The sequence below is a fragment of the Desulfovibrio piger genome (genome assembly GCF_951793255.1).
Taxonomy (GTDB): Bacteria; Desulfobacterota; Desulfovibrionia; order Desulfovibrionales; family Desulfovibrionaceae; genus Desulfovibrio.
In genome coordinates this window covers 1,890,881-1,903,461 of the sequence record NZ_OX636706.1, presented here as the reverse complement: position 1 = coordinate 1,903,461, position 12,581 = coordinate 1,890,881, and the positions used below count along the sequence as shown (strand labels likewise).

At 65.7% G+C, this 12,581-nt stretch carries 11 protein-coding genes; all 11 read left to right on the top strand.

The genetic code is table 11. From position 1 onward, the window contains the following. Positions 1–79: 79 nt before the first annotated feature. The 11 genes from Q4I12_RS08490 to rpoD all read left to right on the top strand — a co-directional run bounded on the left by Q4I12_RS08490 (position 80) and on the right by rpoD (position 12,580). Positions 80–946: a Rossmann-fold NAD(P)-binding domain-containing protein gene (locus Q4I12_RS08490; RefSeq protein WP_302261319.1), complete on the top strand. Its 867-nt coding sequence runs from the start codon at positions 80–82 to the stop codon at positions 944–946. 8 nt (positions 947–954) lie between these two features. After that, the gene (locus Q4I12_RS08485; protein WP_302261318.1) at positions 955–1,845 is read left to right on the top strand and encodes a hypothetical protein; all 891 of its coding nucleotides are present in this window, start codon (positions 955–957) and stop codon (positions 1,843–1,845) included. A 135-nt stretch (positions 1,846–1,980) separates the two neighbouring features. Beyond that, the gene (fusA, locus tag Q4I12_RS08480; RefSeq protein ID WP_302261317.1) at positions 1,981–4,014 is read left to right on the top strand and encodes an elongation factor G; all 2,034 of its coding nucleotides are present in this window, start codon (positions 1,981–1,983) and stop codon (positions 4,012–4,014) included. Then, positions 4,014–4,832 carry a 16S rRNA (adenine(1518)-N(6)/adenine(1519)-N(6))-dimethyltransferase RsmA gene (rsmA, locus tag Q4I12_RS08475; RefSeq protein WP_204625596.1) on the top strand — a complete coding sequence of 273 codons (819 nt, stop codon included), beginning with the start codon at positions 4,014–4,016 and terminating at the stop codon, positions 4,830–4,832. Before fusA ends, rsmA begins: the two co-directional genes overlap by 1 nt. 96 nt (positions 4,833–4,928) lie before the next feature. Continuing rightward, positions 4,929–5,201, top strand: a complete 273-nt coding sequence (locus tag Q4I12_RS08470) for an HU family DNA-binding protein (protein ID WP_168934613.1) — start codon at positions 4,929–4,931, stop codon at positions 5,199–5,201. Positions 5,202–5,329: 128 nt separating this feature from the next. Beyond that, on the top strand, positions 5,330–5,734 hold the full coding sequence (locus tag Q4I12_RS08465; RefSeq protein ID WP_204625595.1) for a YbjN domain-containing protein: 405 nt from the start codon (positions 5,330–5,332) through the stop codon (positions 5,732–5,734). 194 nt (positions 5,735–5,928) lie between these two features. Next, positions 5,929–6,132, top strand: coding sequence for a 30S ribosomal protein S21 (gene rpsU, locus Q4I12_RS08460; protein ID WP_040368982.1), 204 nt, complete (start codon positions 5,929–5,931; stop codon positions 6,130–6,132). A gap of 90 nt (positions 6,133–6,222) precedes the next feature. Continuing rightward, entirely contained in the window at positions 6,223–6,678 is a 456-nt protein-coding gene (locus Q4I12_RS08455; RefSeq protein ID WP_168934615.1) for a GatB/YqeY domain-containing protein, read from the top strand. Positions 6,679–6,686: 8 nt separating this feature from the next. Then, a complete protein-coding gene (locus Q4I12_RS08450) occupies positions 6,687–9,068 on the top strand; it encodes an endonuclease MutS2 (protein ID WP_302261316.1) in 2,382 nt (793 codons plus the stop codon). Positions 9,069–9,096: 28 nt separating this feature from the next. Next, positions 9,097–10,824, top strand: coding sequence for a DNA primase (dnaG, locus tag Q4I12_RS08445; protein WP_204625591.1), 1,728 nt, complete (start codon positions 9,097–9,099; stop codon positions 10,822–10,824). Then, positions 10,811–12,580, top strand: a complete 1,770-nt coding sequence (rpoD, locus tag Q4I12_RS08440; protein WP_302261315.1) for an RNA polymerase sigma factor RpoD — start codon at positions 10,811–10,813, stop codon at positions 12,578–12,580. The genes dnaG and rpoD overlap by 14 nt, the downstream gene beginning before the upstream one ends. The last annotated feature ends 1 nt before the right edge of the window (position 12,581 follow it).

Genomic DNA, 12,581 nt, shown 5'->3' with positions numbered 1-12,581 from the left:
GAAACCTTTTGGAAAAGGTTTCCCTCTTCCCCCTCGTCCCACCCTTTCGCCGCCTTCAAGTACAGCACAAGGAGTTATCATGGCCCGGCAGATCTTGCGTATCCGTGACCTGGGACAGTCCACCTTCTGGCAACTGATGCAGATGGAGGGCCAGCCCGCCCCCCTGACCGGCAAGACGGCCCTGCTGCTGGCCGCTGACGGCGCCGACACGCAGGACGTGCTGGCCGCCACGGCCGCGGCCCGTCAGCTGGGCATGGACGTGGACATGCTGCCGCCCGCGCTCTGGGCCCAGGACATGGCTTCCTGTGACCTTCAGGCCCCGCTTTACGCCCATGCCGGGCTCTGCCTGACCGCCGGCCTCAAGGGCGGCGCTCTGGACTGTCTGGCCGCCGGTCTGCCGGGAGCGGTGGTCAATGCGGGCAACGACAAGGGCGCGCCGGGCCAGGCCCTGGCCGACCTTGCCCTGCTGGCCGCCCGGCACGGGGACTGGGAGAGCCTGCGCATCTCCTGGCTGGGCGGTGCCCAGTGCGGCCTGGCCTGCGATCTGATCACGGCCGCCATCTACGCGCCCTTCGAACTGTTCATGGCCCTGCCCGAATGGGGCGAGCCCGATCACTCCCTGCTGGACATGGCCCTACGCGCGGGCGCCAAGATCTTTTTGAGCCGCGACCCCGAACTGGTGCTGGAGAGCGCCCATGCCGTATACATGGGCCACGGTCCGGAACAGTGCGCCGCCGCGCCCCTGACCAGCGGCTGGCCCCTGACGGACGAGCTGCTGGCCCTGGCCGCCGAGGACGCCGCCGTGCTCTCCTGGCATGGCCTTGCGCCTGCCGACCGGGCTTCGGATACCGCCCTGCGCCGTGCCGCGGCCTTCTGGCCGGAACGGCTGGCGGCCCGCCGCCTCATGGAGGCCCGCCTGTACGCCCTGGCCTGTGACAGCCTGTAGGAGCCCTCATGGACAGCATCTGCATGCCCACCGGTTGTGAGGACATCTTCGCGGAAGAGGACAGCGGCCCGGCCTGGCCCCAGTGGCTGGAAGCCTTCCGGGTACCTGACGAACCGCGCGCCGCAGCTTACGAGGACACGCCCGCACATCTGCGTGCCGCCATCAAGACCGCGCTGGCCCTGCATCAGGCCCACGCCGGAGAGATGGACAGCCGGACCTGCCGGGACGAGCGTTTCCCCCGCCGGGGATTCCGCCGGACGGCTACGGACGGCCCGGCGCCCTTTGCCCTGGTGGCCTTCCCGGCCTCGCTGCGTTCGCCCGCCCGTCTGGCGGCGGCCCTCATGCCCGCCATCCTGGCCGGTGTCCCGCTGACAGGGGCTTTCTGTCTTGGCGGTGAGCCCACGCCCGAAGTGCTGGTGACCCTGGAGCTGGCCGGTGTGGAAGATGCCTTTGCCCTTCCGGCTGCTGATTTCACGCGCCTGACGCGCGAACTGCCCCAGTGCCGCGTGGTCCTGCTGCACGGTCTGGACGGGGACGCCCTGCCGGAACGCGGCGACCTGCCGGGACGCATCTGGCGCGAAGACGCCCTGCCCCTGTTCCTGCTGCCGCAGGGCACTGCCGTGGACGCAGAGCTGCTGGCCTTTGCCCACGGCCCGGACTGTACGGCACAGGCCCTGCATGGCGAGGCCGCCCAAACCGTACTGGACGGCGGACCTTTGCCCGGTCCCTGCCTGCCCGCCGCCGTGCTGGAGGAAGACGAGGCCGCCCGCCTGGCCATGGAGGACGAAGGGGGGCCGGTGGAGCTGCTGCTCACGCCCGGCTGCGAAGCCTTCTGGCTGCACCCGGGCCTGACGCCGGACTTTTTCCGCTGCCGTCGCCGGGCCTTCAGCCTGCTGTAAACCACCCGGGCAGGACAGACGATGACCGCGGCGCCATCGCCGCCACCAGCCCCGCCGCTTGCGCGCAACGGCGGGAAAGCGCATACTTTCGCCATCCTGCCGGGACTTCCCGGCCCATACGTTGACGAGACTGCCATGAAAAACATCCGCAATATCGGCATCATCGCCCACATCGACGCGGGCAAGACCACGCTCTCGGAGCGCATGCTCTACTACAGCCGCAAGATCCACCGCCTGGGGGAAGTCCATGACGGCACCGCCACCATGGACTACATGCCCGAGGAGCAGGAGCGCGGCATCACCATCATGTCGGCCTGCACCACCTGCCAGTGGAACGAGCACACCATCAACCTCATCGACACGCCCGGCCATGTGGACTTCACCATCGAGGTGGAGCGCTCCCTGCGCGTGCTGGACGGTGCGGTGGGCGTGTTCTGCGGCGTGGCCGGTGTGGAGCCGCAGTCCGAGACGGTCTGGCGGCAGTCGGAGAGCTTTGGCGTGCCCAAGATCGCCTTCATCAACAAGATGGACCGGATGGGCGCTGATTTCGCCAATGTGCTGGAAGGCATGAAAAAACGTCTGGGCGCCAATCCCCTGCCCCTGACCATCCCCAACGGAGAGGGCGAGGCCTTCGACGGCGTGCTGGACCTGCTGGCCCGCGAGCATCTGGACTTCGACCAGGCCGACCAGGGCCGCACCGTGACCCGCCGCCCCTGGAGCGATGCGGAAACCGCCGTGGCCGAGCCCTGGCGGGAAAGCCTGCTGGAGCATCTGGCCGAGGCCGACGCGCCCTTCCTCGACCTGTATCTGGGCGGGGAATACAGCCTGGACGATGTGCGCGCCGCCCTGCGCCGGGCCACCCTGAGCCGGGCCGTGACCCCGGTGTTCTGCGGCTCCGCCCTGCGCAACAGCGGCGTACAGCCCGTGCTGGATGCCGTCTGCGACCTGCTGCCTTCGCCGCTGGACGTGCCCGCGCCCGTAGGCCGCGACAGCGAGGGCAACGAGGTGCCCGTGCCTCCCGATGCCGCCGCGCCCGCCGTGGTGCTGATCTTCAAGGTGCTCATGGAGAACGGCCGCAAGCTGGCTTTTGCCCGCATCTACGCAGGCAGCCTGCACGAGGGCGACGCCCTGACCAATACCGCCGGCAAGACCGAGGACCGCATCAGCCGCATCTACCGCATGCATGCCGACCGCCGCGAGCAGCTGGAAAGCGCCTCCACCGGCGAGATCGTGACCCTCGTGGGCCTGCGCGGCGCGCACACCGGCGAGACCTATTGCCACAAGAGCCGCCTGCTGGCCCTGGAAGCCATCGACTCCTACGCTCCGGTCATCACCCTGGCCCTGGAGCCGCGCAATGCCGACGAAGGCAAGGTGCTGGACGAGGCCCTGGAACGCTACGCCGCCGAAGACCCCACGCTGGAAGTGCGCATGGACGAGGAAACGGCCTGCCGCATGGTCTCCGGCATGGGCGAACTGCATCTGGATGTGCTGCTGGAACGCATGTCCCGCGAATACGGCATCTCGCCCCGGGCCGGACATCCGCAGGTCATCCTGCGCGAGACCGTGCGCAAGGAGGCCGACGGCCAGGGCGAATTCGACCGCGAGCTGGGCAAGGAGCACCACTTCGGCCATGTGGAGCTGCATGTGCGTCCCCTGCCGCGCGGCACGGGCAACCGCGTATTGGTGGGCGACTTTTTGCCCGCCGACGAGGCCGAAGCGCGCAAGCTGCTGCCCAAGCCCCTGCTGGACGCCGCCCTGGAAGGCGTGCGCGATGCCTTGCAGAGCGGTGCCCTGACCGGCTATCCCGTGGAGGACATGGAAGTGACCCTGACCGCCGTGGAACGGCGCGAGGGCCAGACCACCGTGCCCGGCTGCCACATGGCCGCGGGCATGGCCCTGCGCGAGGCCCTGGCCGCGGCATCGCCCGTGGCGCTGGAACCGCTCATGAAAGTGGAGATCAGCGTGCCCGACGAATTCCTGGGCGCGGCCATCAGCCTGTTCGGCACGGCCGGCGGACGTGTGGAAGACCTGGAGGACCGCTCCGGGCTCAAGCATGTGCGCGGACTGGCGCCCCTGCGCAAACTTTTCGGTTTTTCGACCTCCCTGCGCTCGGCCACCCAGGGCCGGGCCGGGCTCGTACTCACCTTTGACCGCTTCGACCTGCCCTGATGAACGAAAGCACCCAACCCAAGGCCAAAAAAAGTCTGGGCCAGCACTTCTTGCGGCATGAGAGCATCTGCAACCGCATCGCCTCCCTGCTGCTGCCCAAGGACACGGACAACGTCATCGAGATCGGCCCCGGCCCCGGCGCCCTGACCCGCGCCATCGAGGCCCAGCCCCATGCCCGGCTGGTGCTGCTGGAAAAGGACAGCCACTGGGCCGCCGAGCGCCAGCGCCTGGGCGCGGCGCGTACCCAGGCCGTGCTGACGGACGCCCTGCGCTTCGACTGGAGCCGCATCACGCCCGACAATCCGTGGAAGATCATCGGCAACCTGCCCTACAACGTGGCCTCGCCCATGATGTGGGACCTGTTCTCCCGCGCCACGGGCCTGGTGCGGGCGGCCTTCATGGTCCAGAAGGAAGTGGGCCAGCGCCTGGCCGCCGGGCCGGGCAACGGCCATTACGGGGCCCTGTCGGTCTGGGTGCAGAGTTTTGCCCGGCCGCGCATGGAGTTCATCGTGGGCCCCGGCGCCTTCAGCCCGCCGCCCAAGGTGGATTCCGCCGTGCTCTCCTTCGAGCCCCTGCCCCCGGACCAGCGCCCGGAGCGCCCGGATCTGCTGGCCCTGGTCATCAAGGTCTGTTTCCAGCAGCGCCGCAAACAGCTGGGCAGCATCGCCCGCCGCTGCCCGCTGGCCCCGTGGCTGTCCGCGGCCATCGAGCAGGCCGGCATCACGCCCACCCTGCGGCCGGAACAGCTCACTGTGGCGGACTTTCAGCATATCAGCCGTTTCGGGGCTTCCTTGCTTGACAACCCCTTGAAAAACTGATTGCCTGACACGTAGTTTTACAAAAACAACACGCCAGAGGGGATCCGCCCCGCGGCGGACATGGCGTATCACTGACGAGATGAGGAGGATATCCCAATGACCAAGGCTGACCTGGTTGAAAAGATTGCCGCCAAGGCCAATCTGACCAAAGCCGCTGCTGAACGCGCGCTCAATGCCTTCCTGGCTTCTGTGGAAGAATCCCTGGCCAAGGACGACAAGCTGACCCTGACCGGTTTCGGCACCTTCGTGGTGGAGACCCGCAAGGAACGCCAGGGCCGCAACCCCCGTACCGGCGAGACCCTGACCATCCCCGCCTGCAAGATGGTGAAATTCCGTCCCGGCAAGATGCTCAAGGACGCCCTCGACTAGCCGACCCCCATTTTCCGGAAAAGATAAAACAGGCCCCGCCTGTTTTATCTTTTCTCCGCCGCCTCCTCATGGTCCCCAGGACCGCCAAGCCCCGACCCCGGCCACGCCGGGAAAAGGATCACCCCCCAATGGACAAGAAATTCTGTTTCGATGCCCTGGCTGAAGAAGGCTTCCAGCCTGAGATCGACGAAGACGGCGACATCTCCTTCCTCGCGGGCGAGATCTCCCTTTCCCTCATCCTCGACGAGGAAGACAAGGACTTCTTCTCTCTGGTCTGCGCCTTCGAAGTGGACGACATGGATCAGCTGGAGCTCTTCTACAGCGCCGCTTCCGAAGCCTCCCGCGAATACCGGATCGCCAAGGCCTACATCGGCGAGATCGAAGACGAATGCTTCGAGATCCGCTTCTGTGTGGAAGGCCTGGCCACGCCGGAACTCTTCCGCAGCAACCTGCGCCGCTATGTGGAGCTGCTGCTGGACATGCAGGAAAGCGTCTTTGACGCCTGCGAAGAAGACGACTCCGACGCCGAGTAGCCTTTCCGTCCTTTCGGCACCTTCCGGCAGGGGCCCGCGCCCGCTGCCCTCTCCTTTATGTGTCCTGTAAAAAAATGCTTGCCTTTTTTGGGCATCAGGACTACAAGACTGTCCTTGACCTTGCAAACAAGGTCGAATGACGCCCGCGTCATTGCCCGGCCTGGCCGGAGCTCTCGCAGGAGGGGGTGATATTCGTGCCCGGAGTGTTTCTGAACGAAGACGATTACAACTTCGATATCGCGCTGCGCCGCTTCAAGAAGCAGGTGGAAAAGGCCGGTGTGCTGTCCGAAATGAAAAAGCGCCAGCACTACGAAAAGCCCAGCGTGATGCGCAAGAAGAAGAAGGCTGCTGCCCGTAAGCGCCTGATGAAGAAAATCAGAAAGATGAACATGGCCTAGTTCTCAGGCCTTGCACGTCACCTTTGAACTGCGGAAGGCCCTCGTGGTCTTCCGCAGTTCCTCTTTTCACCCCCTACCCATCCCAACGCCATGAGCCTGTTTGAAACTATCGAAAAAGATTACGTCCAGGCCTACAAGGCCAAGGACGCCGTGCGTCTGACCGTCCTGCGCCTGCTCAAGACCGCCGTCAAGAACCGCCTGGTGGACCTGTGCCGTCCCGGCGGCACCCTGGACGATGCCGAGATGCTCGACCTCATCATCAAGGAAGGCAAGCAGCGTCAGGACTCCATCGAGCAGTACACCTCCGCCGGCCGTCAGGATCTGGCCGACAAGGAAGCCGCCGAACTGGCCGTCATCCAGAGCTACCTGCCCAAGCCCCTGACCGAAGAAGAGCTGACCGCCCTCATCGATGCCACCATCGCCGAAGTGGGCGCCACCTCGCCCCGCGAGATGGGCAAGGTCATCTCCGCCATCATGGCCACCCACAAGGGCCGTGTGGACGGCAAGGCCCTTTCCGCCGCCGTCAAGGCCCGCCTGACCGCCTAAGAGCATCCATGATCCACAGCCGCACTCTCCACGCGCTCGAATTCCCGCAGATCACGGAGCACCTCGCCAGCCTGTGCCTTTCCCCGGCCGGCCGCGAGCGTGCTCTTGAGCTGCGTCCGCTGGAAGACGCCGCCGCCGTCACCCACGCGGCGCGCCTGTATGACGAATCCGCCGTCTGGGCCGCCCGCCCCATGGGCGAGGGCGGCTTTGCCCTGGGGTCCTTCCCCGATGTGGGCGCCTTCCTGCGGGTGGCCGAAAAGCCCGGCCTGCAGCCCGATACCGATGCCTTCTGGGCCCTGCGCGAGATGCTGCGGCTGGCCAAGGCCGCCCATGCCTCCATCGCCCTGCCCGAAGCCGAGGACCAGTGGCCGCACCTGCTGGCCCTGGCCCAGGAAACGCCGCTGCCCGTGCAGCTCACGGCGGCCCTGCTGCGCTGCATCTCCGATGACGGCCTGATCCGCGACGAGAGCTCGCCCGAACTCTTCCAGGTGCGCAGCGAACTGCGCCGCCTGCACCAGAACTGCATGCGCCGGGTCAAGGACTACGCCATGCAGTACAATATGCTGGCCTGGCTGCAGGACGAGTTCATGACCCTGTCCTCGGACCGCTATGTGCTGCCCCTCAAGGCCAACTTCAAGGGCCGCATGCAGGGCATCATCCATGACTGGTCCCAGACCGGCGAGACCTGCTATTTCGAGCCCATGTTCCTGGTGGAGATCAACAACCGCCTCCAGGAGCTGAAGCGCGAGGAGCGCGAGGAAGAGCACAAGGTGCTGGCCTATCTGCGCAGCCTGCTGCTGGCCGAACTGCCCGGGGCGCGTGCCGCCCTGGAACTCCTGGCCCAGCTGGACGTTTTGCAGGCCAAGCGCCGCCTGGCCGCCGAATACGACGGCCGCTGCGTGCCGCTCTCGCCCGTGGAGGAAGGCGTCTGCCTGCTGGAGACCCGCCATCCCCTGCTGGCCCTGGTCAGCCTGCGCCAGCGCAAGGACGAACGCGGCAAGAGCGGCGGCCTGCAGCAGGTGCGCCCGCTGGACATCGTGCTGCGTCCCGGCGAACGGGCCCTCATCATCACCGGCGGCAACGCCGGCGGCAAGACCGTCTGCCTCAAGACCCTGGGCCTGTGCGTGGCCATGACCCTGAGCGGCCTGCCCGTGCCCGCGGCCGCCGGTTCGCACCTGCCCTGGTTCGGCCGCGTGGATGCCTTCATCGGCGACGAACAGAGCCTGGAAGACAACGTTTCCACCTTCACGGCCCAGATCCAGCATCTGGCCAAGGCCTGGAAGCATCTGGACAGCACCGGCCTCGTGCTGCTGGACGAATTCGGCGCCGGTACCGACCCCGCCCAGGGTGCGGCCCTGGCCCAGGGCGTGCTGGACGGCCTGCTGGACAAGCAGACCTTCGTGCTGGCCGCCACCCACTTCCCGGCCCTCAAGACCTACGCCCTGTCGCGCGAAGGCGCGCGGGCCGCTTCGGTGCTCTTCGACCCGCAGAGCAAGAAGCCCCTTTTCAAGCTGGCCTACGACCAGGTGGGCGCCAGCCAGGCCCTGGACGTGGCCCGCGAGCATGGCCTGCCGGAAAGCATCCTGCGCCGTGCGGAGCATTATCTCCTGCAGGACGGGCAGGACACCAGCGCCCTGCTGGGCCGCCTCAATGCCCTGGCCGCCGAGCGCGAACAGGAGATCGCCCGCCTGCGTCAGGAGCAGGAAAAGGCCCGCCGCGACACCCAGATCATGCGCGAGAAGACCGAGAAGGAACGCCTGCGCCTGCATGACGAAGTGCGCGCCAAGGCCGGCGAGCTCATGCGCGCCTGGAAGGAGGGCCGCGCCACCCACAAGCAGGCCCTGAAAGAAATGTCGCGCCTGCGTGCCGATCTGGCCGCGCCCGTGGTGCAGGAAGAGACCTCGGTGCTGCCGCAGATCGAACATTTCGCGCCCGGCCAGCAGGTCTTCCATACCGTGTTCAACAAGCGCGGCGTGGTGACCGACATGGACGAACGCCGCAAGCGCGTGCGCGTGGACCTCAACGGCGTGAGCCTGTGGGCCGCCATGAAGGACGTGCGCCAGAGCGGCCAGTCCGCCCAGGCTGCGGCCCCCCGTGCGCCGCAGCGCGTCTCCCCGGTCAAGGCCGCCATCGCCAACGACGATGCGCCCGCCCTGCGCCTCGACCTGCGCGGCATGCGTGCCGACCAGGCCCAGGCCGAAGTGGAACGCTTCCTGGACAAGGCCCTGCTTTCCGGCTTCAGTGAAGTGGAGATCGTGCACGGTCGCGGCACCGGCGCCCTGCGTCGCCAGATCCATGATTTTCTGCGCTCCTTCCCGGCCGTGGCCCGTTTTGCCACCGCTCCGGAGGATCGCGGCGGCGATGGCATGACCATCGTCAACCTGCGCTAGCACAGCCGGGCAGTCCGGCGGGGGCCTCATGCAGTCCAGAGATGCCATCCGCGCCATCAAGGAGCGGCTCAACATCACGGATATCGTGCGCCGTTACGTGGATCTCAAGCGTAACGGGCCGCGCTGGGTGGCGCCCTGCCCCTTCCATCAGGAGACCAAGCCCAGTTTCTCGGTCAACGAGGAACAGGGCCTGTTCTACTGTTTCGGCTGCCAGGCGTCCGGGGACATCTTCGATTTCTACGGCCGCATCAACGGCCTGGATTTCCGCGAGACCCTGGAGCAGCTGGCCGCCGAGGCCGGCATCACGCTGGATCGCGGGCCCGTTGACAAAAAACGGCAGGAAGAGGACCGGCAGCGGCGTTCTTCCCGCCAGACCATGCTGCGCATGTACGAGCTGGCGGCGGCCCATTTTGCCGCGGCCCTCAAAAGCCCGGAAGCCGAGGAGTGCCGGGCCTACATACAGCGGCGCGGCCTGAGCCCGGAGATCGTGGAGCGTTTCGGTCTGGGCTGGGCGCGGCGTGACTGGCATTCGCTGGACCTGGCCCTGCAGCGCGCGGGCTACGACATGCGCCTGGCCGCCGAGGCCGGACTGGTGGGACGCTCGGACCGGGGCTCGGTCTATGACCGCTTTCGGGGCCGTCTCATCTTTCCCATCAAGAACCTTTCCAACCAGGTCATCGCCTTTGGCGGGCGTATCATCGCGGACGAGGACGAAGCCAAGTACATCAACAGTTCCGATACGCCCATCTACAAGAAAGGAGAACATCTTTACGGTCTTGCCCAGGCCAGAAAAGGCATTACTGTAAAGGGACGGGCCCTTTTGACCGAGGGCTACATGGACGTGCTGACCCTGCACCAGTTCGGCTACGACAATGCCGTGGGCGTGCTGGGCACCGCCCTGACCCCGGACCAGATCAAGCGTCTTTCCGGCTTCACCTCGCAGCTCACCCTGTTGTTCGACGGGGACCGCGCCGGCCGCAAGGCCGCCCTGCGTTCCTGCGAGATGCTGCTCACCCGTGGTCTGGCCTGCACCGTTGTCCTGATGCCCGAAGGCGAGGACATCGACAGCCTGCTGCGCACGCAGGGCGTGGAGGCCTTCGAGGCCCTGCAGGCCCAGGCGCCGGACGGGCTGCGTTTTTGTCTGGACGTACTGCGCGCCCTGGCCCCGCGCGAGACCGTGGAATGGGCCAAGAATTTTTTGCGCCATGTGGAAGTGCCGGAGCTGGTCAGCCCCTATGTGTCACGGCTGGCCACCCACCTGCAGCTTTCCGAGGCGGAATTGCGTCAGGGACTGGCCGACAGCAGACGTCCCGGCCCTGACGGACAGACCACGCGCCCCAGCCGGGCGCGACAGAACATGCGGGACCGCCAGATCATGATGTATGCGGTCCGCTACCCCGACCGACTGGACGATCTGCGGGACCTGGGCGCTGACCTGGCCCTGCAGTCGGACATCGCCCGTCAGTTGTGGGACAAGATCGAAGAATGGGGCTCTGACGAGGCCCCCTACCATCTGGACCAGCGCGAAAAGAATTTCTGGTCCTTCTGCCGGGGCGCCGAAGCGGCCCCCCGTGATGACGGCGACAGGGAGCTGGCAGCCCTGCGCCATGATCTTGATGCCTATTATGCGGCAACCCAGCGCCAGTCCGTGACGGCCGCCCTGCGGCAGAACACCGGCACCGGCGACTTTGCCGCTGATTTGGAATATCTTCGCGCACTGCAGGAAACCTTGGAGCAGGGACATGAGCAATCTTAAAGATATCCAGCAAATTCAAAGCCTCATCACCAAGGGCAAGGGCATGGGCTACCTGACCTTCGACGAGGTCAACAAAGCCCTTCCCGTGGAGATGAACACCCCCGAGCAGTTCGAGGAGATCATCGGCATCTTTGAGCAGCTGGAGATCGCCATCGTCGATTCCGAAAAGGACGGCAAAAAAATCTCCGCCACGCCCACCGAAACCGACGACGACGCCATGGACGGCTCCCTGGAGCTGGCCGAAGACGAAGAATCCGCCGACTATTCCTCGCGCAGCACCGACCCGGTGCGCATGTACCTGCGCGAGATGGGCGCCGTGCCCCTGCTGGATCGCGATGGTGAAGTGGTCATCGCCAAAAAGATCGAGATGGGCGAACAGGACGTGCTCTACGCCCTGGTGGAAGTGCCCGTGGCCGTGGAAGAGCTCATCAACGTGGGCGAGGACCTGCGCCAGAACCGCATCAAGCTCAAGGACGTGGTCAAGACCATCGAAGAAGACGATCCCAGCGAAGACGAGCTCAACCAGCGCTCCCGCGTCATCCTGCTGCTGGACGAGATCAAGCAGATCTTCAAGAAAAAGCGCAAGATCTACAAGAAGCTGGACGACTGCAACACCCTTGACCGCAAGGTGACCGCCATCCAGAAGGAGATCATCAGCTACAAGGAAGAGATCGTCACCCGCCTGCGCGACATCAAGCTGGAAAAGACCCTCATCGACCGCATCATCGAAACGGTCGAGGACTACGTGCGCCAGATGCACAACTGCCAGCGCGACCTTTCGGCCTACATCCTGTCCACCGGGCGTACCCAGGCCGAGATCCAGGAGATGTTCACCGGCCTTGAGCAGCGCACCATCAATCCCAATGATGCCGCCCGCGACCTCAAGCTCAGCGTGGACGAGCTCTTCTCCTTCAAGGAAATGATCATCGGCAAGATCGAGATCCTGAGCCGCCTGCAGGAAAAGTGCTGCCACAACGTCAACGACCTGGAAGAAGTGCTGTGGCGCATCAAGCGCGGCAACACCGCCGCCATGCGCGCCAAGCAGGAGCTCATCCGCTCCAACCTGCGTCTGGTGGTCTCCATCGCCAAAAAGTACACCAACCGCGGTCTCCAGTTCCTGGACCTCATCCAGGAAGGCAACATCGGCCTCATGAAGGCCGTGGACAAGTTCGAGTACCAGCGCGGTTACAAGTTCTCCACCTACGCCACCTGGTGGATCCGTCAGGCCATCACCCGCGCCATCGCGGACCAGGCCCGCACCATCCGTATCCCGGTGCACATGATCGAGACCATCAACAAGCTCATCCGCACCTCGCGTTACCTGGTGCAGGAGCTGGGCCGCGATCCCACGCCCGAAGAGATCGCCGAGCGCATGGAATACCCGGTGGAAAAGGTCAAGAAAGTGCTCAAGATCGCCAAGGAACCCATCTCGCTGGAAACGCCCATCGGCGACGAGGAAGATTCCAGCCTGGGCGATTTCATCGAGGACAAGAAGGCCGTGGCCCCCGCCGAGGAAGTCATCAACACCAAGCTGTCCGAACAGCTGGCGGCCGTGCTGGCCGATCTGACGCCCCGCGAGGAACAGGTGCTGCGCAAGCGTTTCGGCATCGCCGAAAAGAGCGACCACACCCTGGAAGAAGTGGGCAAGCTCTTCAACGTCACCCGTGAACGCATCCGCCAGATCGAGGCCAAGGCCCTGCGCAAGCTGCGTCATCCCGTGCGCAGCCAGCCCCTGCGTTCCTACTACGAAAACTAGT